Annotated in this window: 22 protein-coding genes; 1 reads left to right on the top strand and 21 read right to left on the bottom strand. The window is 53.1% G+C overall.

What is annotated here, in order from left to right; all coding sequences use genetic code 11:
- Positions 1–63 precede the first annotated feature (63 nt).
- From CJA_RS18340 to glmU, 3 genes are all read right to left on the bottom strand, one after another.
- On the bottom strand, positions 64–2,328 hold the full coding sequence (locus tag CJA_RS18340; RefSeq protein WP_012489367.1) for a glycoside hydrolase family 9 protein: 2,265 nt from the start codon (positions 2,326–2,328) through the stop codon (positions 64–66).
- 130 nt (positions 2,329–2,458) lie between these two features.
- Positions 2,459–2,917, bottom strand: coding sequence for a helix-turn-helix domain-containing protein (locus tag CJA_RS18345; RefSeq protein ID WP_012489368.1), 459 nt, complete (start codon positions 2,915–2,917; stop codon positions 2,459–2,461).
- 126 nt (positions 2,918–3,043) lie between these two features.
- Positions 3,044–4,405, bottom strand: a complete 1,362-nt coding sequence (glmU, locus tag CJA_RS18350) for a bifunctional UDP-N-acetylglucosamine diphosphorylase/glucosamine-1-phosphate N-acetyltransferase GlmU (protein ID WP_012489369.1) — start codon at positions 4,403–4,405, stop codon at positions 3,044–3,046.
- A gap of 133 nt (positions 4,406–4,538) precedes the next feature.
- Between glmU and CJA_RS18355 the strand changes: the two genes are divergently transcribed.
- Positions 4,539–4,985, top strand: a complete 447-nt coding sequence (locus tag CJA_RS18355; protein ID WP_012489370.1) for a YchJ family protein — start codon at positions 4,539–4,541, stop codon at positions 4,983–4,985.
- Between the two features lie 73 nt (positions 4,986–5,058).
- Here the strand turns inward: CJA_RS18355 and CJA_RS18360 are convergent, their stop codons facing one another.
- From CJA_RS18360 to rpmH, 18 genes are all read right to left on the bottom strand, one after another.
- On the bottom strand, positions 5,059–5,484 hold the full coding sequence (locus CJA_RS18360) for a F0F1 ATP synthase subunit epsilon (protein ID WP_012489371.1): 426 nt from the start codon (positions 5,482–5,484) through the stop codon (positions 5,059–5,061).
- Between the two features lie 63 nt (positions 5,485–5,547).
- Positions 5,548–6,927 carry a F0F1 ATP synthase subunit beta gene (gene atpD / locus CJA_RS18365; protein ID WP_012489372.1) on the bottom strand — a complete coding sequence of 460 codons (1,380 nt, stop codon included), beginning with the start codon at positions 6,925–6,927 and terminating at the stop codon, positions 5,548–5,550.
- 120 nt (positions 6,928–7,047) lie between these two features.
- Positions 7,048–7,911, bottom strand: a complete 864-nt coding sequence (gene atpG, locus CJA_RS18370) for a F0F1 ATP synthase subunit gamma (RefSeq protein ID WP_012489373.1) — start codon at positions 7,909–7,911, stop codon at positions 7,048–7,050.
- 51 nt (positions 7,912–7,962) lie between these two features.
- On the bottom strand, positions 7,963–9,507 hold the full coding sequence (gene atpA / locus CJA_RS18375; protein ID WP_012489374.1) for a F0F1 ATP synthase subunit alpha: 1,545 nt from the start codon (positions 9,505–9,507) through the stop codon (positions 7,963–7,965).
- Positions 9,508–9,531: 24 nt separating this feature from the next.
- Positions 9,532–10,068, bottom strand: coding sequence for a F0F1 ATP synthase subunit delta (locus CJA_RS18380; protein ID WP_012489375.1), 537 nt, complete (start codon positions 10,066–10,068; stop codon positions 9,532–9,534).
- 11 nt (positions 10,069–10,079) lie between these two features.
- A complete protein-coding gene (locus CJA_RS18385; RefSeq protein WP_012489376.1) occupies positions 10,080–10,550 on the bottom strand; it encodes a F0F1 ATP synthase subunit B in 471 nt (156 codons plus the stop codon).
- Positions 10,551–10,604: 54 nt separating this feature from the next.
- Positions 10,605–10,844 (bottom strand): F0F1 ATP synthase subunit C, encoded by a 240-nt coding sequence (gene atpE / locus CJA_RS18390; protein ID WP_012489377.1) that lies wholly within the window; start codon positions 10,842–10,844, stop codon positions 10,605–10,607.
- 44 nt (positions 10,845–10,888) lie between these two features.
- Complete coding sequence (atpB, locus tag CJA_RS18395) at positions 10,889–11,794, bottom strand: F0F1 ATP synthase subunit A (RefSeq protein WP_012489378.1); 906 nt, start codon at positions 11,792–11,794, stop codon at positions 10,889–10,891.
- A gap of 39 nt (positions 11,795–11,833) precedes the next feature.
- Positions 11,834–12,265, bottom strand: coding sequence for an ATP synthase subunit I (locus CJA_RS18400; RefSeq protein ID WP_012489379.1), 432 nt, complete (start codon positions 12,263–12,265; stop codon positions 11,834–11,836).
- Positions 12,266–12,565: 300 nt separating this feature from the next.
- Positions 12,566–13,477, bottom strand: coding sequence for a ParB/RepB/Spo0J family partition protein (locus CJA_RS18405; protein WP_012489380.1), 912 nt, complete (start codon positions 13,475–13,477; stop codon positions 12,566–12,568).
- 21 nt (positions 13,478–13,498) lie between these two features.
- A complete protein-coding gene (locus CJA_RS18410; protein ID WP_012489381.1) occupies positions 13,499–14,302 on the bottom strand; it encodes a ParA family protein in 804 nt (267 codons plus the stop codon).
- Between the two features lie 45 nt (positions 14,303–14,347).
- The gene (gene rsmG / locus CJA_RS18415) at positions 14,348–15,007 is read right to left on the bottom strand and encodes a 16S rRNA (guanine(527)-N(7))-methyltransferase RsmG (protein WP_012489382.1); all 660 of its coding nucleotides are present in this window, start codon (positions 15,005–15,007) and stop codon (positions 14,348–14,350) included.
- Between the two features lie 11 nt (positions 15,008–15,018).
- Positions 15,019–16,935 (bottom strand): tRNA uridine-5-carboxymethylaminomethyl(34) synthesis enzyme MnmG, encoded by a 1,917-nt coding sequence (mnmG, locus tag CJA_RS18420; protein ID WP_012489383.1) that lies wholly within the window; start codon positions 16,933–16,935, stop codon positions 15,019–15,021.
- 673 nt (positions 16,936–17,608) lie between these two features.
- Positions 17,609–18,976 (bottom strand): tRNA uridine-5-carboxymethylaminomethyl(34) synthesis GTPase MnmE, encoded by a 1,368-nt coding sequence (mnmE, locus tag CJA_RS18425; protein WP_012489385.1) that lies wholly within the window; start codon positions 18,974–18,976, stop codon positions 17,609–17,611.
- A complete protein-coding gene (yidC, locus tag CJA_RS18430; protein ID WP_012489386.1) occupies positions 18,976–20,634 on the bottom strand; it encodes a membrane protein insertase YidC in 1,659 nt (552 codons plus the stop codon). The genes mnmE and yidC overlap by 1 nt, the downstream gene beginning before the upstream one ends.
- Before the next feature lies 1 nt (position 20,635).
- Positions 20,636–20,941: a membrane protein insertion efficiency factor YidD gene (gene yidD, locus CJA_RS19220; RefSeq protein WP_202944169.1), complete on the bottom strand. Its 306-nt coding sequence runs from the start codon at positions 20,939–20,941 to the stop codon at positions 20,636–20,638.
- Positions 20,904–21,311, bottom strand: coding sequence for a ribonuclease P protein component (gene rnpA / locus CJA_RS18435; protein WP_012489388.1), 408 nt, complete (start codon positions 21,309–21,311; stop codon positions 20,904–20,906). The genes yidD and rnpA overlap by 38 nt, the downstream gene beginning before the upstream one ends.
- A 21-nt stretch (positions 21,312–21,332) precedes the next feature.
- Positions 21,333–21,470, bottom strand: coding sequence for a 50S ribosomal protein L34 (rpmH, locus tag CJA_RS18440; RefSeq protein WP_012489389.1), 138 nt, complete (start codon positions 21,468–21,470; stop codon positions 21,333–21,335).
- Positions 21,471–22,091: the final 621 nt, after the last annotated feature.

The following is a 22,091-nucleotide window of genomic DNA, read 5'->3' on the forward strand; positions in this document are numbered from 1 at the left end:
CAATAAGTTTCGAAACGAAAGCAATTGTATGTATTCGAAACTTAATGGCAAGCAAATTATGGCTTAGTTACTGACAAACTTGGATAACAAGCGGATATAGGCCACCTGGTAATCGTTGTGGTTCTCCGTGACTTCCCAGGAATTGAGCGGCCAACTGGTATTAAAGTCGAGGTAAGACTTCATCGCCGGCTGGCCAGTGGGGGGATTGGGAGCGGCCGTGCCGCAATCCTGGTGAGGGTTTTGCGTGTTGCAATTACTATCCCAGTTATAGTTAGGGTTGGGGCCGCCAACCAGGAAACCGGGTGCCGGACCGTAAACGGACTGACCCACTCGATCCCAATTCGCACTTTTATCAGCAAACCAGGAGTGATAAAACTCATTGACTGAACTGTGCACACCCAGGCTGTACATATTGGACAGATAAACCATACCCAGGGGATTGGTGCCATGCAGATAGTTGAGATACCCCAGCGCGGCATTATTGGCTTCCCCCGCATGCTGACTGGACAGGGCTGCATAATGCACAAACAAAGTCCCCCTTTGTGACATAGAGCGATTGCTGCCCCAGGAAAAACCTCCTGCACCCTCCAGGTATACGCGATATGCGTCATTTGCATTGCGCACACCCGCAAGGTAATCAGAACCGGTTATCTGGTTACTGTAATCCGAGCGAATGGTATTAGCAGTTGAACTGGTTGCACCGGGTAAGCTGGCGTAATACAGGAAGGTATTAACGCGATTGGTATTCCAGTGGGATACCCAATACAGCCGGTTACTGTTGATAAAGTTTTCGGCAAGGGTTTTATAGGCATCGGTACCTGTTAGTGCAAACAGATAAACCGCTGCCTGGACTTTCTTTTCAGTAAGGGCATTGGCACAACGCTGTTGTGCAGTGGCATCACTGCCCGGTGCGGAACAGACCTCCTGATCACCCGCACCCAACCCCTGATAAATACCCTGGTTATTGTTAACACGCACATCCGGATTATTGCCAGCCCAGGTCCAGGCATTAGCCGCACGAGTTTGCAAGTCAGCAGCGTAGCTTGCTAGCAATTCATTACCCAGGTCGGCAAATACCTTGGCACCAAAGGCAAACGCGGCGGCACTGCTCAGGGTAGCCGATGTACTGGCCGGGCCATAATAACTGCACCCCATTGCTGCCGAAGGCGGGCTGGCGTGTGCCAAGCCAAGAATGGACAATACTGACCCATCGTTATTTTGCATTTTTTTCAGCCAGTCAAATCCCCATTTGATTTCATCGATGAGGTCGGGAATACCGTTGCTGGATTCAGGAATATTAAAGTCATCCGTCCAAGCCGATGGGTTTTCCAAATAAGCGTGGAGCAGGGCAATCAGGTAATCGGCATGCCAGTTGGTGTATTTATTGTAATCGCCGGCATCAAACCAGCCCCCGGACAAATCCTTTTCTGTACCACTAACACCAGTGATAGTGTTGCCTTCACGTTTAAACAAACGTGCCTGGGTATCCTGGCAACTCCCTAAGTGACTGGCACCATCTGTCCAGCCAGCCTCTGCATAGGGCTGTTGTTTGGCAAAACCGGCCCGCTGGTAAAAGAAGGTACGCACAGCGTGTTTAAGGACAGGCTTATAGACATCGGCTGCAATCCTGAATCCGGGTGAACGCACATTGCGCTCTACATCGACAACGGCGTAATTACCTGTCGCGGTGACATTGGAAAAATCAAACCACCAGACCTTATCACCCGCTTCCGCCGATACGGCACCACTTTTCCAGGCGCTGGCCGTACCTGTGTGCACAACCTGCCCATTGTGCAGGTTAACCAGTTGGTAGTTGCCACCGGGTGTAAAACTCTGTTGCGCATCAAAACCGGTTTGGGGATCGCGAATCACGGCTATCTTTTGCGCATCCGGCAGGTAGCCGAACTGATCGACCACCATAAAATTGCTGATGCTGGCAGTGAGCGAACCCTCAGAACTTGCCGAGCTGGCACTTGAGCCAGGGGAAGATGCAACACTTGAACTGCTGATAGCGCTGCTACTGGAGGATACAGGCTCCACACTGGCAGTGCTTGAACTCACCGATGAGCTTATCGAGCTGCTGGAGCTGTCTTCCGCGCTGGAACTGCTAATCGCGCTGGACGAACTGGATGTCACAACCGATGACAGGCTGCTGGATACTGCGCTTGAAACCTGTACTGCACTGGATGAATGGCTGGAACTTATTGAACTGGCCACCGAGGAAACGACCGCAGAACTGTTGGAACCTCCGCTACCGCCACCACCGCCGCCACAGGCAGTTATTATTCCGGTCAGGCTGATCACGAAAAGACGGGATGATAAGGACATACAAACCTCTTTATGGTTATTTTGTCCCTATCCTACACCACCCAAGAAACCGGTTACAGGATACAGCACTTATTTTTGCATCTTTGGCCCATCCAATAAAAACGGAGCCGAAGCTCCGTTTTTACCAGCACTAGAGCTTGCGCCCCAGTCGCTTTTCTACCATTTTCCGCTCCCAGCGCGGGCTTAGCCAACCAAATACTTCATAAGCCCAGCACCCGTGCAACAAAACCCCTAATCCCCATCCCATAAAGGGCCAATAGATATGTTCAATCTGGTGGCCACCGCTGAATAAAAACACACTGGTGAAAACCACATACATCAATACATGGGAATAGAATTCCTTAATTCCCTTTACATACTGCATGGCCTCAACTTCATCGACTTTTAGCGGTTGTTCGCTCATATCATCTGCTCCTGACTCGAAGGTTGCCGGATCTACCTCAAACACCGAGGCCAGTGATTTGATTGTTTCCAAGCCAGGTTTACTACCGCGCTCTATACGCTGGATCGTCCTGATACTCAGGCCGGTCAATTCCGCCAATTGCTCCTGTGACCAACCGCGCTGTAACCGAAGCTTTCTTACAATCATGTCATCACCTCAAACCTTGGGTGGAGCGACTATCGGTCAAATACGCCTCCAGCAACACGTCAGCAACCTGACATGTTTGCGACAACAACGATTTTTCTATTGGGATGAAGAGCACAACAATAGGGCTCAGGATTTCCTGGTAGGCCGCTCCCAGCCTTGAATATTGCGCTGTTTACCACGCGCTACGGCTAATTCAGCGGCGTCTACATCGCGGGTGATAACCGAGCCTGCACCCACCGTTGCACCGGCGCCGATATTGACTGGCGCCACCAGGGCTGAGTTGGAGCCGATAAAGGCGTTATCACCAATCTCGGTTTTGAATTTATTCACACCGTCATAGTTACAGGTGATAGTACCTGCACCCACATTCACGCCACTGCCTACACGTGCATCACCGATATAGCTCAGGTGATTTACCTTGCTGCCTTTGGCGATAACCGCTTTTTTGGTTTCAACAAAGTTGCCAATTTTCACGGCATCCGCCAGGTTGGTCCCGGGGCGCAGGCGCGCGTAAGGGCCAATATCACAATCGGCGGCAATTACCGCATCTTCGATATGGCTAAATGCTTTGATGTGGGTGTTATTACCGATTTTGCTGTTGATAATGATGCAGTTGGGCTCGATCACCACACCATCGCCCAGGACAACCTCGCCCTCAATGACACAGTTGATATCGATTACCACATCGCGGCCAGCACTCAGGTTGCCGCGACAGTCAAAGCGCGCCGGATCGAGCAGGGTCACGCCCGCGTCCATCAGTGCCCTGGCCTGTTGCTGCTGGTAGTAACGCTCCAGGGTCGCCTGTTGCTGGCGGTTGTTGATCCCTTCCACCTCCTGGATCGCCCCCGGTTGTTCCACATGGATGGCCACACCATCTGCCTTGGCCATGGCAATAATATCGGTAAGGTAATACTCGCCCTGGGCGTTGTTATTGCCGAGCCTGGGCAACCATTGCTGCAAATGCCTGGCTTTCACGGCCATGATGCCGGTATTGATTTCACAGATTAAACGCTGCTCGTCACTGGCATCTTTATGCTCCACGATAGCGACCACCGCACCGGAGGTATCGCGCACGATGCGGCCATAGCCGCTGGGATCGGGCAGGTCAACGGTCAGCAATGCCATTTGTTGGTCGGTGACGCCGGCCACCAGCTTTTGCAGGGTCGCAGCGCGGGTGAGGGGCACATCGCCATACAGGATTAATACCGTCGCCTCGGGACGCAGGTGGGGCAGGGCCTGCTGAACCGCATGGCCGGTGCCCAACTGCTGGGCCTGTACAACAAATTTCACATCCGGCGCCGCCATGCGCTGCTCCACCTGTTCAGCGCCATGTCCTACGATCAATAAGAGCTGTTCACCACCCACCTGGCGCGCGGTATCAACAACATGCTGCACCAGCGGCTTGCCGCCAATGGGATGGAGCACCTTGGGCAAATCGGAACGCATACGAGTGCCTTTACCGGCGGCAAGAATCAAGATATCGAGCATGGAAGAATCCTTGTGAATGGGCAAAAACCGGGGCGCAGTTTACTCCTTATTCAAGCCGGCCAACACCTCGGGGGTTTACCCCCATAACCCATTTCGCTAGTGTGACGAGCTCGACAATGCCTGGCTCGCCACGATGAACAACCTCCTTTGCCCCTGCGGCTCCCGCCTCAATTACAGCATCTGCTGCCAACCCCTGCACCAGGGCACGCCCGCTGCCAACCCGGAAGCCTTAATGCGCTCGCGCTACAGCGCCTTTGTCCTGCGACTCGGCGATTACCTGCTGCAAAGCTGGCACAGCTCCACCCGCCCGATCTCACTCAGCCTGGAAAACTCGCCGGACTGGCGCGGGCTGCAGGTATTGAGTGCAAGCCAGCAGCAAGACCATGGCAAGGTCCACTTTCGCGCTGTCTATCGCGAGGGAACACACTGGGGTTTTCTGCAGGAAGAATCGGATTTTGTGCGAGAGCAGGGCCATTGGTATTACCTCCACGGCACAACCCGTGAAGGCCAACTCAAACCCGGTCGCAATGATCCATGCCTGTGTGGCAGTGGTAGGAAATTTAAGCTGTGTTGTGGGTGAAAATATAATGTGCTTATGTTGATAAAAAACGGGCCTCAGTTGAGGCCCGTTTTTTATTGAAATCGCAACTTGCTTATTTGCCGGCTTTCTTTTTGATCGCCTGCAAGGTGCGCAATTGCGCAGCGGCTTCTGCCAGTTGTACGGCAGCGCGCTGGAAATCGATTTCCGATGCCTGCTCAGCCAATTGATGCTGGGCGCGCTCTTGCGCTTCAAGCGCAGCAGCCTCATCCATATCATTGGCGCGCAGGGCAGTGTCGGCCAGCACAGTCACATGGTAGGGTTGAACTTCAAGGTAACCACCGGACACGTAGAAAATTTCTTCGGTTCCACCCTGTTTGATGACACGCACCGGACCTGGATTAATGCTGGTCAGCAAAGGCGCGTGACCATAGGCAACACCCAGATCACCCAGGGCACCTGTTGCAACGACCATCTCCACCAGGCCGGAGAAGATTTCACGCTCAGCACTGACGATATCGCATTGAAGAGTCATGGCCATACTTGTGTCTCTTGAACTTGGGTAAACGGCAAACCAGCCCCGCTTGGCACGGGGCTGAGGTTATTACTTGAGTTTGCCGGCTTTTTCGATGGCTTCGTCGATACCGCCCACCATATAGAAGGCTTGTTCAGGCAGGTGATCGTAATCACCGGCTAACAAGCCTTTGAAACCACGAATGGTTTCTTTCAGGGGAACGTACTTGCCGGGTGAACCGGTAAATACTTCTGCCACGTGGAAAGGCTGGGACAGGAAACGCTCGATTTTACGCGCACGGTTTACAGTCAACTTGTCTTCTTCTGACAGTTCGTCCATACCCAGGATGGCAATAATATCTTTCAGCTCTTTGTAACGTTGCAATACCGATTGGACACCGCGGGCTACTAAGTAGTGCTCGTTACCAATAACCATTGGATCAAGCTGGCGCGAGGTAGAGTCCAGTGGATCAATCGCCGGATAAATACCTTTCGCCGCAATATCACGACTCAATACTACGGTAGAGTCCAAGTGCGCAAAGGTAGTCGCGGGTGACGGGTCAGTCAGGTCGTCCGCCGGTACGTATACGGCTTGTACAGAGGTAATAGAACCGATCTTGGTAGATGTAATGCGCTCTTGCAGCACACCCATTTCTTCTGCCAGTGTTGGTTGGTAACCCACCGCTGAAGGCATACGGCCCAGGAGGGCAGATACTTCGGTGCCGGCCAGGGTGTAACGGTAGATATTGTCAACGAACAACAGAACGTCACGACCTTCGTCACGGAATTTTTCCGCCATGGTCAAACCGGTCAGGGCTACGCGCAAACGGTTGCCTGGCGGCTCGTTCATCTGGCCGTACACCATGGCTACTTTGTCGACCACGTTGGAATCTTTCATCTCGTGGTAGAAGTCGTTACCTTCACGGGTGCGCTCACCCACACCGGCAAACACCGACAAACCGCTGTGCTCTTTGGCGATATTGTTGATGAGTTCCATCATGTTTACGGTTTTACCTACACCGGCACCACCGAACAGGCCGACCTTACCGCCTTTGGCGAAAGGGCAAACCAGGTCGATTACCTTAATACCGGTTTCCAGCAGTTCTTCTGAAGCGGCAAGCTCTTCATAGGCAGGCGCAGCGCGGTGAATCTGCATACGCTCCTGTTCGCCGATGGGGCCGGCTTCGTCAATCGGGTTACCCAACACATCCATAATGCGACCCAGGGTTTGCGTTCCCACGGGCACTTTGATGGGTTCGTTGGTATTGGTTACGCTCAGGCCGCGACGCAAACCTTCGGAGGAACCAAGAGCAATAGTGCGCACTACACCGTCGCCTAATTGCTGTTGCACTTCGAGGGTAAGGTTGCCTTCGCTGATAACCAGTGCATCATAAACTTTGGGTACTGCATCGCGCGGGAATTCCACGTCGATAACGGCACCGATAATCTGAACGATACGTCCGCTACTCATTTCCGGTTCCTCTTTGTCCAGGGGCTCTTTGACAAAAGCCTTGGATCAAAAATGTGAAGGTTTAAAAACAAAAACTTTTCGCTAGCCTAGTGTTTCGCTGGTTAGTGGGGAACTTGCAGCTTATTGCACCGCTGCCGCACCGCCCACAATTTCCGACAGTTCCTGGGTAATTGCTGCCTGACGCGCCTTGTTATAAATCAGCTTAAGGGTGTCGATCAGTTCACCGGCGTTATCGGTAGCGTTTTTCATCGCGATCATACGCGCGGCCTGTTCACAGGCCGCGTTTTCGACAACCGCTTGATACACTTGCGACTCGATATAGCGGGTGAGCAGCCCTTTCAACAAGGCTTCTGCGTCCGGCTCGTAAATGTAATCCCAGTGATGCTTGAGCTTGGTGGTCTCTTCTGCAACCAGCGGCAACAACTGATGGACATTGGGCTTTTGGGTCATGGTGTTGACGAATTCGTTACTTACCAGGAACAGCTTGTCGATCTTGCCTTCTTCAAACGCATCGAGCATGACTTTGACGCTGCCAATCAGATCCGCTAATTCCGGTGCTTCACCGATATCGCGGGTCGAGGCAATCACATTGCCGCCGTAGGTTTTGAAAAACTGTGCAGCTTTGGCACCGATAATACACAGGTCGATAGCAATACCCTGATCAGCCCAGACCTTCATACTTTTGATAGCGGTTTTGAACGCGTTGATGTTCAAACCACCACAGAGTCCGCGGTCACTGGAAACCAGGATATAACCCACACGCTTGACTTCACGCTCTTTCATAAAGCGGTGCTTGTATTCGGCGCTGGCGTTGGCCAGATGGCCGATCACGGCGCGAATACGCGTGGCGTAGGGCTTGCCCAACTGCATGCGATCCTGTGCACGACGCATCTTACTGGCGGCAACCATTTCCATTGCGCTAGTAATTTTTTGTGTGCTTTTGACGCTCGATATCTGCGTCCGAATTTCTTTTGTACCTGCCATACTCAAAGACTCTTGAGAGAGTGATGAAGCTGCGCGTTGCGCAGCTTCCCATTACCAGGTGCGGCTTGCTTTGAGCTTGGTGATCAGCTCTTTGAACTTGCCTTCCAGTTCGCCATTCCAATCGCCAGTCGCATCGATATGCGCTATGGTATCGGCGTACTCCGCTTTGGCGAAGGAGAGCAGGGCCGCTTCAAAATCCAGCACCTTGTTCACTTCGATATCTTTCAGGTGACCTTCGTTAGCGGCATAAAGCACCAGCGCCATTTGTGCAACAGAAAGGGGCGCAAATTGCTTTTGCTTCATCAGCTCGGTAACGCGTTGGCCGTGTTCCAGTTGCGACTTGGTCGCTTCGTCCAGGTCAGAAGCAAACTGGGAGAAGGCCGCCAACTCGCGATACTGCGCCAGTGCGGTACGAATACCACCGGACAGTTTCTTGATCACCTTGGTCTGCGCTGCACCACCCACACGGGATACAGAGATACCGGCGTTCATTGACGGGCGAACACCCGCGTTGAACATGGACGATTCCAGGAAGATCTGACCATCGGTGATAGAAATCACGTTGGTGGGAACGAACGCAGAAACGTCACCGGCCTGGGTTTCAATGATCGGCAGCGCGGTTAAGGAACCTGTTTGGCCTTTCACTTCACCATTGGTGAACTTCTCCACGTACTCTTCGCTCACGCGAGAGGCGCGCTCCAGCAGGCGCGAATGCAGATAGAACACATCGCCAGGATAGGCTTCACGACCTGGTGGACGGCGCAGCAGCAGGGAGATTTGACGGTAAGCCCAGGCCTGCTTGGTCAGGTCGTCATAAATAATCAGTGCATCCTGGCCGCGGTCGCGGAAGTATTCACCCATGGTGCAACCGGCAAAAGGTGCCAGGAATTGCATGGCTGCTGGGTCAGATGCGGTAGCAGCAATTACGATGGTGTGATCCATGGCACCGTGCTCTTCCAGCTTGCGCACAACGCTGGCAATAGAAGAGGCTTTCTGGCCGATAGCTACGTAAATACACTTAATGCCAGAGCCTTTTTGGTTGATGATCGCATCAACCGCAATAGCCGTTTTACCAATCTGGCGGTCACCGATGATCAGCTCGCGCTGGCCACGGCCAATCGGCACCATGGCATCGATCGCTTTCAAACCGATTTGCACTGGCTGGTCTACCGACTTACGCCAGATAACGCCAGGGGCAATTTTTTCCACCGCATCGGTTTGGCTGGTATTGATAGGGCCTTTGCCATCGATGGGGTTACCCAGGGCATCCACCACACGGCCGAGCAATTCGGGGCCAACGGGTACTTCAAGGATGCGACCGGTGCACTTACATTTTTGGCCTTCGGCAACACCGCGGTAATCGCCCAGGATTACTGCGCCGACGGAGTCGCGCTCCAGGTTCAGTGCCATACCATAGACACCGCCTTCAAATTCGATCATTTCGCCGTACATCACTTCGGCGAGACCGTGGATACGAATAATACCGTCGGTTACGGAAACCACAGTACCTTCGTTTTGAGCTTCTGTTGAAAATTCAAGACCGGCAATACGCTGCTTGATGATTTCGCTGATTTCAGAAGGATTCAGTTGCTGCATGCTCTGTTCCTCAACCCTAATTAGTTAGGATTTCAATGCTTCGGCGAGTTTAGCCAAACGTCCGCGCACTGAACCGTCGATAACTGTGTCACCGGTGTGGATAACAACACCACCCAGCAAGCTCTTGTTTATAGAGCTGTGTACACTCACGTTACGATCCAGTTTGGCGCTCAGGGCTTGGGCCAGTTTGTTAATCAGGTCGACAGGCAACTCATAAGCTGCTGTCACCTCGACATCAATCGTTTTTTCCTGCTGGGCCTTCATTCTGGCGAACAACTCCTTGATATAAGGAAGCAGTGCCAGACGCTTGTTGCTCGCAAGGGTGCGGATGAAGTTTTGTTGCTTTTCATCCAGCTGATCACCGCAAACTTGCACGAAGACGGAAGCTTTTTGCTGTGCAGACAGGGCTGAAGCGGCGAGCGCTTTTTTAACCTGCTCCTGTGCTGCTACGGCGGCTGAAACTTCCAGTGCTTCATACCAGGACTGCAATTGATTGGCAGCCTGGGCAAATTCAAATGCTGCTTTGGCGTAAGGTCTTGCCAAGGTGGTTAGTTCAGCCATATCTACCTCTCTTACAGCTCGGCAGCGAGTTTGTTAACCAACTCGTTGTGAGCATTTTGATCGATAGAAGATTCCAGAATTTTTTCCGCACCGGCCAGGGCCAAAACCACCACCTTGCTGCGCAACTCTTCTTTTGCACGGCTGGTAGCCAGTTCGATTTCTGCCTGGGCTGAGGCCTTGACGCGCTCGGCTTCCTGTTGCGCCTTGAGTTTTGCTTCTTCAACAATCTCAATCGCGCGCTTGTTGGCCTGGTCGATAATGGCAGCAGCTTCCTTCTTGGCAGAAGTCAGCTGTTCAACCACTTTCTTTTGCGCCAGTTCCAGATCTTTTTCGGCTCTATCCGCAGCTTGCAGACCATCGGCGATACGCTTGCTGCGCTCTGCCATTGCCGCAACAATGGGTGGCCACACGTAGCGATACGTCAGGTAGATGAAGATGGCGAAGGCCACCATCTGACCTATGAAAGTTGCGTTAAAGTTCACAGTTGAATGCCTTTGTTAAAGGATGAGTGTCGTGGGCGTAAGTTCCCGCAGGAATTAGGCACCCAGTGCGAACAGAATGTACATACCGATACCAACACCGATCATTGGAATCGCGTCCACCAGACCCATAACAACAAAGAATTGCGTACGCAGCATCGGCAGCAATTCAGGCTGACGTGCGGCACCTTCCAAAAATTTACCACCCAGCAGGGCCACGCCGATTGCAGCGCCGATTGCGCCCAAACCGATCACCAGTGCACCTGCCAAAATAATCAAAGCTGCTGCTTCAGTCACAGTGTTTCTCCTCGTTAAGGTTAAATAAAAAAGTGGGTTAAAACTTAATGTTGCTCATTGGTCTGGAAAGCCATGCTCATGTACACGATGGTCAGCACCATGAAAATAAAGGCTTGCAGCGCGATGATCAAAATGTGGAACAGGGCCCAGATGAGTTGCAGGGAAATACCGAACAACCCCAGTACCAGATTGACGCTGTACATAATTGCAATCAGGATAAAAATCACTTCGCCAGCATAGAGGTTGCCGAATAACCGCAGGCCGAGGGATACGGGTTTGGCAAGCAGGCTGACCAACTCAAGTAACAAGTTGATAGGAATGCAAAGGATTTGTATGAATATATTTTTGCTGCTGAAGGGGTGCAGGGTCAGTTCACCCAGGAAACCACCTATGCCTTTCTCACGGATACTGAAAAATATAATCAGCAGGAACACGGCAAAAGCCATACCCAGGGTAACGTTGGGATCAGTGGAAGGTACAACCTTGAAGAAAACATTATGCGGATCCGCACCAAAGGCATTTACAGCAATCACCTCAGCGGTTTTAGGCAACAGGTCGATAGCTACCAGATCCATGGCGTTCATAAAGAACACCCACACCAGAATGGTAAGGGCCATAGGCGCCACCATGGCATTCCTGTAGGGGAACATGCCTTTCACATTGTTATCGACAAATTCGATAACGGCTTCAATCCCGTTCTGGAAACCTGTAGGCACACCGCTACTGGCTTTTTTGGCAACACCGCGAAAGAGCAGGAAAAATACCAATCCCAAAAATACGGACCAGCCCATGGAGTCAACATTGATCGACCAGAACCCCATTTGCGCCGCTTCTTCAGCGCTTTTGGCAAAACCCCAACTACCATCAGGCAATTGACCATAGGTGAGATTGGTGAGGTGGTGTTTGATATAGCCTGCAGAGGTGAGAGCTTCGTGTTCAGCGGATGCCATGGTTACTATCCAAAATTGCCCAAATAGAATTCTGTTTTATCAACGGCGATTTCCGTTCCCGGACGGAATACCCGTGGCTGCATTAACGGGACCGCCTTTGTAGGCAATCAACCAGGCAACCAGCTGCGTCATAACATAGGCGAGCAGCATAAGCGCGGCGTAGGTTGGCTCCCTGAGCCAGTCAATCCGGGAGAAGGCCAGTGCCAGCAGTATCAGGCTGACCAACCATTTACTTGCCTGTCCCAGATAAAACGCCAGCAACATTTTGTGCGGCGGCTGCCCTAACGCCGGGCGAAAAACCACGAGTGCCAGCCAGGTATTGGCTGCAACTCCAATCAATCCACCGATAAGTAATGAAATGGCGACTTGATGTTGAAAAAGGGCGCCGGCTGCAGCGATGAGCAAGGTGATAAGCAACTGCAAAGCCGGGGCGCGGAGAGCATAAGCGCGGCCATCGAGATAACGTGACACGGTTGCTGGCTCCCCCTATTTTTGGCGGCGGCATTCTGTCATAAACCATCGCTTATTACCATTGGTAACAAGGTGATAACCGGACGCTCAAATGCGGCGCATTATAGAGACTAACCCCCCGAGCAGCAACCTTCGGACTAGCACCAAATGCAAAAACTGACTAGTAAATTCCCTGTAAATTTACGCACAAAAAATTTCCGGGAGAAATCTTTGACGCCGGAAGCGGCGGCCCCGCAGGGGTGGCGGCCATGAACGGCGGCCACAAAAAATCTGATTTAAACGGAGTTATTCTGTAATTGATTATTTTATGTGCGCCAGTATGCCGTCGAGCTCATCCAGCGAGTTGTAAGTAATTACCAACTTACCCTTTCCTTTTGCACCATGTTGGATCTCGACACCGGCTCCCAACGTCTCTGACAGGCTGTCCTGCAGGCGGCGGATATCCGCCGAAACATTTTGCTCAGGCTTGAATTTGTCCTGGTTTTTACCTTCCTGTACCTGGCGTACCAGCGCTTCGGTTTGACGGACAGATAAGCCCTTGGCCACTATCTGGCGGGCGATCTCACGCTGTTGCGCCGGTTCGAGGGTGAGCAGGGCGCGCGCATGGCCCATTTCCAGGTCGCCGTGTTCCAGCAGGGTTTTCACATCCTCGGTCAGGGCTATCAGGCGTAGCAAATTGGTAACCGTCACGCGCGATTTGCCTACAGCCTGGGCCACTTCAGCGTGGGTGAGTTCGAACTCATCCTGCAGGCGCTTGAGGGCCATGGCTTCTTCGATAGGGTTGAGGTTTTCGCGCTGGATGTTTTCGATCAGCGCCATGGCGATGGCAGCTTCATCCGGCACGTCGCGAATCACTGCCGGAATCTTGTCCAGGCCAGCCAATTGGGTGGCGCGCCAGCGGCGCTCACCGGCGATGATCTCGTAACGGCCTTCGCCGATACTGCGCACCACGATTGGCTGCATTACGCCCTGGACTTTGATGGACTCGGCCAATTCTTCCAAGGCTTCGGGGTGCATATCGCGGCGCGGCTGGTATTTGCCGCGCTGGATCAGTTCCACCGGTAAATGGGCCAACTTGCCGTCTTTGTACTCCAGTTTGCTATCGGCGGCAGCCGGGTCCAGGGGCATTTCCGGGGCAGGTGCGGTTACCCCCAGGCCTGCGCCCAAAAGTGCATCCAGGCCTTTTCCCAACCCCTTGCGTTTGCTTGACATAGTGAAACCTTATTTCCGTGTTTAGTGAGTCGCGGCCGCTTCAACAGCGGCTTTGCTGCTGTGCTCGTTGCGGCGCAGTATCTCGCCCGCCAGCGCCAGGTAGGCAATCGCCCCCTTGGATTGGCGATCAAACGCCAGCACCGGCATGCCGAAACTGGGCGCTTCGGCCAGGCGCACATTGCGCGGGATACAGGTGCGGTAAAGGCGATCGCCAAAGTGCTGTTGCAACTGCGCAGAGACATCGTTGGTGAGGCTGTTGCGCGGATCGTACATGGTGCGCAGCAAACCTTCGATTTTGAGGTTGGGATTCAGTACCCGCTGGATTTGCTGGATGGTGTTGACCAGCGCCGATAATCCCTCCAGGGCATAGTACTCACATTGCATGGCGATAATCACACCGTCACAAGCTGCGAGCGCATTCAGCGTGAGCATATTGAGCGAAGGCGGGCAGTCGATCAGGATGTAGTCGAATTGGTCGCGCACCTGGTTGATGGCGTTTTGCAGGCGGCGCTCCTTGTTCTCCAGCGCCAGCATTTCCACCTCGGCGGCCGTCAGGTCGCCATTGGCGGGCAATACCTGGTATTTACCGCTGTCGGAAAACACCAGGCAATCGCCGATGGCTTCGCGCTCGGTAAGTACATCGTAAATACTTTTTTCCAATTCATTTTTGCCGATACCCGAACCCATGGTGGCATTGCCCTGAGGGTCGAGGTCCACCAGCAGTACCCGTTTTTTGGTGGCGACCAGGGAAGCTGCAAGATTGACGCAGGTGGTGGTTTTGCCAACACCGCCTTTTTGATTGGCAATGGCATAGATCTTGGTCAAAGCAACATCCTCTTGGCACCCCGACAGGGATAGTAATTGTTGTAATTAAGGTTCTTGTGGTTGAAGTATCAGCAAATGGCGCTCGCCATCCGTTTCGGCGACCTGCAGTTTAACGGTTTCCACCAGGCGAATCTTGCCGGCGATAGGTACTAATTCGTCTTCCGGAAACAAGCCTTTCATGGCCAGGTAAATTCCACCGGGCGCCAGCAAGCCAGCGCAACCTTCGGTCATATCCTGCAGGCTGGCAAAGGCGCGGCTGATGACGCCCTGGAACAGCCCGGCAGGGGCAAATTCTTCCACCCGGCGATTTTCCACCGTCACATTGTCCAGGCCCAACAGGGTTTTGACATGGAACAGGAAGCGGGTTTTTTTACCATTGCTGTCGAGCAGGGTAAATGTTTTTTCCGGGAACATGATCGCCAGGGGGATACCGGGCAGGCCGCCGCCGGTACCCACATCGATCATGCGCGCCAGCGGATACGGGCTGCGGGCGATCCAGGGCACCACACTCAGGCTATCCAGCAGGTGGCGCGCCACCATTTGTGTTACATCGCGCACCGCGGACAGATTATAGGCCTTGTTCCACTTTTCAAACTCGCGAATATAGGCCAGCAGCTGCTCCGTTTGTCGCTCGCCCGGGGCAACCCCCATTTGCGCGGCGCCGTTGAGCAGCTGCTTGCGCAGGACAGAATTTACATCACTCACGGATTTCTCGCTTAACCGGCTTGTTGCTCAGGCACAGGGTGATCGTCTTTCAGGCGCTTGAGCAGCCCGCGTTTTTTCAGGTACACCAGCACCAGTGAAATAGCCGCCGGGGTGATACCGGAAATACGTGCCGCGCGCGCCAGGGTTTGCGGGCGGGCGGCGCTGAGTTTTTGTTTTACTTCGTTGGACAAGCCTTCCACCTGGGCATAATCCAGGTCTTCCGGAATCAGGGTGTTTTCATAGGCGCGCAGACGGTTGATATCGTCCTGTTGGCGGTCGATATAACCGGCGTACTTGGCTTCGATCTCTACCTGTTCCGCTGCAGCTTCACCCGCCAAAGGTTCGCCTTTCAAGCTAGCCACATCGGCATAGTTGAGTTCGGGGCGCTTGAGCAGGTCCATTAAGCTGTACTCGCGCGCCAGGCGGACGTTGATTTTGGCTTCGATTTGCTCTGCCTCGGCAGAACCCGCCTGTATCCAGGTGGACTTCAGGCGCTGTTGCTCCAGGGCAATTTGCTCGCGTTTTTCGCAGAAGAGTTGCCACTGCTCATCGCCAATTAACCCCAGCTCGCGGCCTTTTTCGGTCAGGCGCAGATCGGCGTTGTCCTCACGCAGCAACAGGCGGTATTCGGCGCGGCTGGTAAACATGCGATAGGGTTCTTTGGTGCCCAGGGTAATCAGGTCATCCACCAATACCCCCATATAGGCCTGGTCGCGCGTGGGGCACCAAGCCGCTTTGCCCTGCGCGCGCAGCGCGGCGTTGATACCGGCGAGCAAGCCCTGGGCGCCGGCTTCTTCGTAACCGGTCGTGCCGTTAATCTGGCCGGCGAAGAACAGGCCGCCAATCACACGGGTTTCCAGGCTGTGCTGCAAATCCTGCGGATTGAAAAAGTCGTACTCAATGGCATAGCCGGGACGCAGGATATGGGCGTTTTCGAAACCCCGCATGGAACGCACGATTTGCAGTTGCACATCGAACGGCAGGCTGGTGGAAATCCCGTTGGGGTAGAGCTCATGGGTGGTTAATCCCTCAGGCTCGATAAACACCTGGTGTGAGTCTTTATCGGCAAAGCGATGGATTTTATCCTCAATGGACGGGCAATAGCGCGGACCAATACCTTCGATCACCCCGGAATACATGGGCGAGCGATCCAGGTTATTGCGAATCACCTCATGGGTTCTTTCGTTGGTATGGGTGATGTAGCAGCAAATTTGCGGCGGCTGCATGGCGCGGTTGCCGCGCACCGACATTACCGGGCGCGGCTCGTCGCCCCATTGTTTTTCCAATAGGTCAAAGTTGACCGTGCGCGCATCAATACGCGGCGGCGTACCGGTTTTCAGGCGATCCACACGCAGTGGCAATTCGCGCAGGCGCCTGGACAGGGCGATAGATGGCGGGTCGCCCGCGCGGCCGCCGGAATAATTTTCCAGGCCTATGTGGATAAGCCCACCGAGGAAGGTACCGGCAGTGAGTACCACCTGGTCGGCCATAAATTTCAGCCCCATTTGCGTCACCACACCGCGCACCTGATCCTGCTCCACAATCAGGTCATCGACCGCCTGCTGGAAAATCCACAGGTTGGGCTGGTTTTCCAGGGTGTGGCGAATCGCGGCTTTATACAGGATCCGATCCGCCTGGGCGCGGGTAGCGCGCACCGCCGGACCCTTGCGTGCATTAAGTACACGAAATTGAATACCGCCCTTATCGGTAGCGAGCGCCATAGCACCACCCAGGGCATCAATTTCCTTCACCAGATGACTTTTACCGATACCGCCAATAGCCGGGTTACAACTCATCTGGCCCAGGGTTTCTATGTTGTGCGACAGCAGCAGGGTTTTGCAGCCCATGCGCGCCGCGGCCAGGCAGGCTTCGGTACCGGCATGGCCGCCGCCAATCACAATCACGTCGAAACGATCGGGGTAAATCATTGCTTACTACCTTGCAGACCGGCTGCGGAAAAACCCTGGAGAGGTGAGGGGAAACAAAAGGGGCGACATTATAGAGCGAGTCTTTGTTTTGCACAAAACTTGTACAGGGAATAATCAGTTTCCGGTTTATTCACAAAAATGGTTCGCGTTACAACAAAGGAGAAATTTTTTAGAAATGAAATATAGAAATGTTGATTAGGAAAAGATTGATACTGTTATTTTATATAGTGCACTCCCAATTTGTGGATAAGTTAGTTTTATATAATATTTTCAATAAGTTAAATCATGGAAAACCCGTGTGAAAAGCTACTGGAAAACCGGGGTTAACCTGGGATTTAGCTGTAGATCAAAGCCCGGGTTATACAGAAATTCCAAAAACGGCGACTTATCCCCAAAAGCATCGCCAGTTTATGGCAAGCCAATACACAGATATACCCACACCTGAACAGGTTTACCCCTGAAAAAGTATTGTTAAACAGGGAGTTATCGCTGATTTTTGATATTTTCTGTGGATAACCTGTGTAACTGTGTGGAAAAAATTGGCGATAAGTCGGTATAAAGGTTTTTGTTAGAGGAATCTTTGCTGGAAAATACACCAATCCCGATATGGTTTACCGGGAAAGAGTCTGAGAAGGATTTAAGAAAACTTGATGGGGAAAATACCAGGAAGGGGTTATTTGCCGATACAAAAACTGCTGAAGATACGCCCAAGCAAATCATCCGGGGTAAATTCACCGGTAATCTCACCCAGCGCATGCTGAGCCTGGCGCAGGTCTTCTGCCAGTAATTCACCGGCTGCAAAGCCTTGCAGTTGCGCCTGGCCGGCGTTGAGGAAGTGTTGGGCGCGTTCCAGCGCATCCAGGTGGCGGCGGCGTGCAGTAAAGCCGCCTTCTCCCGAGGCGTTGAAACCCACAATTGCCTTGAGGTGGTCTTTCAGGGCATCCATACCGCTGCCGGTAGCGGCGCTGATACCCAGATAATCCTGCCCTCGGGTATTTTCAAACAGGCCGGCCTGTTCACCGCTCAGGTCAATCTTATTGCGTACCAGGGTAATTTTGTGCGGATCGTCAAGCTTATCCACAAATTCCGGCCAGATAAGCCGTGGATCTGTCTCGGCAGTGTGGCGGCTGTCCACCAGCAGCAGGACGCGATCGGCCTGCTGGATTTCACTCCAGGCGCGCTGGATGCCGATTTGCTCCACTTCATCCGGGCTGTCGCGCAGGCCGGCGGTATCGATGATGTGCAACGGCATACCCTCGATGTGGATATGTTCGCGCAGCACATCGCGGGTGGTGCCTTCAATTGGTGTGACTATGGCGGATTCGCGCCCGCTCAGGGCATTGAGCAAACTGGATTTACCGGCATTGGGCCGGCCGGCAATAACGACGCGCATACCATCGCGCACCAGGGCGCCCTGGCGTGCCTCTTTAAAGACGCTGTCCAGTCGATGGCAGATATCGTCGAGGTCCCGGGCAACCTTGCCGTCACTGAGAAAATCAATTTCTTCTTCCGGGAAGTCGATGCTGGCTTCGACATAGATGCGCAGATGAATCAGGCTCTCGACCAGATCCTGGATGCGTTTGGAAAAAGCCCCTTGCAGTGAGTGCAAGGCGTTGCGCGCCGCCTGTTCAGTGGTGGCATCAATCAGGTCGGCAATGGCCTCGGCCTGGGCCAGGTCGAGTTTATCGTTAAGGAAGGCGCGCTCGGAAAATTCCCCCGGTCGGGCCAGGCGTACACCCAGTTGCAGGATTTCGCGCAGCAGCAGGTCGAGGATTACCGGGCCGCCGTGGCCCTGTAATTCCAGGACATCTTCACCGGTAAAGGAATGGGGGTTGGGAAAGAACAGGGCTATGCCCTGGTCGAGGGTGTCGCCGCTGTGGCTGCGAAAATCGCAAAAGTGGGCATGGCGCGGCTGCAGGGGGATACCCAGCAGGCGTTCGGCGATGAACCTGGCTTTGGGACCGGAGATACGGACAATACCGACACCACCGCGGCCGGTGGCAGTGGCGATGGCGGCGATGGTGTCGGTATTGGGGTTCATCAGGCTTTGCTATCGGCCCGTTCGATTTGGCGGGTAATCACGTACTGTTGGGCGATAGACAACAGGTTGTTGGTGACCCAGTAAAGTACCAGACCGGCCGGGAACCACAGGAACATAAAGGTAAAGACAAATGGCAGCATGTTCATAATGCGCGCCTGCATCGGGTCTGTGGGCTGCGGATTGAGTTTTTGCATGATCCACATAGTGGCACCGTAAATAATCGGCAGCACAAAATAGGGATCCATGCGCGACAGGTCTTCGATCCAGCCAAAGAAGGGCGCATGGCGCAGTTCAACGGATTCCATCAATACCCAGTACAGAGCGATAAACACCGGCATTTGAATCAGCAGTGGCAGGCAACCGCCAAAGGGATTTACCTGCTCGGTTTTATATAACTTCATCATTTCCTGGGAGAATTTCTGGCGATCTTCACCGTAGCGCTCTTTCAGCTCCAGCAACTTGGGCTGCAACTTGCGCATTTTGGCCATGGACCTGTAGCTGGCGGCTGACAGGGGGAAAAACAGCAATTTTACCGACAGGGTCAAGCCGATAATCGCCAGGCCCCAGTTGCCGAGGAAGCCATGGATAAATTTAAGGAAAGCAAACAGGGGTTTGGCGATCCACCACAGCCAACCGTAGTCCACGGTTAAATCCAGGTAAGGGGAGATTTCCTCCAGGCGTTCAGTATCCTTGGGACCTGCATAGAAACTGGCTTTAATCACACCTTTACTACCGGGTTCCACCACCACGGGTTGGGTCGTAAAGCCCAGCAGGTAGAGATCCTGGTCGCCGAGCTTGCGCAGTTTGTAGTTAACCTGGCTGCTGGCGTCGGGAATCCAGGCGCTGATAAAGTAATGTTGCACCATGGCAACCCAACCGCCCTGGCGACTGGTTTCAAAGGTTTGTTTGGCGATGTCTTCGAAATGGATCTTCTTGTAGTTTTCTTCACTGGTGGTAATCGCGGCGCCCAAGTAGGGGTTCATCTCCAGGGCACTGACTTTAACGAAATTCTGGCTATCGCGTTTGATCTGGCCATACAGCTGCGCACTCCAGGGCGTTTCAGCCTGGTTGTCGATCAGGTATTCCACGCCAATCAGGTAATCGCCGCGTTTGAAACTGAAACGCTTGGTGATGTTCACGGCGCCCTGTTGCAGGGTGAGGTCAACAACCAGACCATCACTCCCTTCTTTTAATTCATAGCTGGTGCTGCTGCTGTTAAAGAGTGGACGACCCTGGGCGGTATCCGTGCCGTTGGTTCCGATCAAGCCACTTTGTGACACATAAGTATGGTTGTTGCGATTATCGAGCAACACAAAGGGCTCATCGGGAGTATTCAGCTTGGCAAAATGGCGCGGCAGGGAGACGCTGGCAATATCGCCACCCAGTGGGTTAATGGTGACCAGCAAGTTGTCGGTTTTTACCTGGATCAGTTCTACCTTACTGCTGTCAGCCGTAGCCTGGGGTGTGTCACTGGCGGTTGGAACGGCGCTGGGAATATCGCCGTTACTGTCCGGTGCTATGGCAGCAATACTGCTACCGGCAGGAGTATTACCGGCTTGGTGCTGGGGAAGCTGTTCCTGGAAGTGATTCCAGCGGATAAACAACATCAGGATGACCGCGGCAATCGCGGCGAGTAAAAGGTTTTTTTGCCAATCCATCTTAGTGTTTGCCATGAGTAGGGTGAGTGTGAGAACAGCAGGTCGCCTCGTGTTCGGGAACCGGATCGATTCCCCCCGGGTGCCAGGGGTGGCATTTTATAAGGCGACGCGCCGTTAGATAAATACCTGCTAAAAATCCATGGGTTTTTAGCGCTTCTTCCGCATAGTGGGAACAGCTGGGATAAAACCGGCACTGGTTACCAATCCAGGGGCTCAACAAATAGCGATAGCCGTGGAGCAGCTTGACACCTGCCCACACCAAACCGGCATTAAGCCTGGCGAGCAGTTGTTTGAGCAGTATCAGCATTGGAACTAGCCTCCCGCTGGCGCGCTTTTTTGAGGATACGTTGCAACTGTTGCCGGAATTGGGCGACAAATTCGGCATTCTCCAAATCGGCAACCCCCTTGCGGGAGAGCACAATAACATCCAAACCGGCCAATTCCTGCTGTTGCAGGCGAAATTGTTCACGCACCAGGCGTTTGATGCGATTGCGCTGGACAGCGAGGCTCACGTGTTTTTTGGCAATGACCAACCCCAGGCGGGGATGCGGCAGTTGGTTGGGACGGGAGAGGATCAGGAACAGTTGGTGCGAAGCGCGGAAGGGAGCGTCATCAAAGACAGTTTGGAAATCTCTAGAGCAAAGCAGGCGCAACGATTTGCCGAAGGCTTGCTTCACTCTAGGGATACCGGGTAAGCATTAAACGCGGGTCAGCTGCTTACGGCCTTTAGCGCGGCGACGTGCTAAAACCAGACGGCCGTTTTTGGTCGCCATACGGGCGCGGAAACCGTGGTTGCGAACGCGCTTGATATTGCTGGGCTGGAATGTTCTTTTCATGACACTAACCTGTTGTTGATAAATAACGATCCTTATATTTAAGAAGCCGCTTGTCGAGGAAGCCGCTTGCTATCTATAGGATCGAGCCTAAAAAAATCGGTGGGATTCGGGACTATCAATACCTGGAGCAAGTCCTGGTTTGCTGCCCGATCTCTCCCCTGAACTGGCCGAGGGGTAAAAGGACGCGGGATTTTAAAGAATGCCCCGGGTGAAAGCAAACAATTTTGTCCATTTAATCGGCAATTTGCACTTTATTCTCCGCCATTGACGTTTTACCAGTTTGCTACCAGTTAGCTCAGTGGTTATCAACAGGGTTATCCACATTTTTCATGTTTTTGTGATGATTTATGTGTCATTGATGGAATTAGTCTATCTGTATAACTGGTTGAATTTAATCAGCTAATTCCGGCTGATTGCGATTTATTTTCAGTTTTCTTGTGGATAACTCCAGGAGCGCGGAGTAGACTAGCAAACCAATTTCCCCGGTGTTTTTTCGAGCTTTGGGTTGTACAACTCTGTGGTTGTATTTTCGCTTGATTTTGTCGACCGCCGGGTTTGCCTTGGTTTTTGCAGGGTTAGTCTTTGCATCAATAGTCTGTTAATAAATGATCGAGCAGGGGA

Source organism: Cellvibrio japonicus Ueda107 (assembly GCF_000019225.1).
Classification (GTDB): Bacteria; Pseudomonadota; Gammaproteobacteria; order Pseudomonadales; family Cellvibrionaceae; genus Cellvibrio; species Cellvibrio japonicus.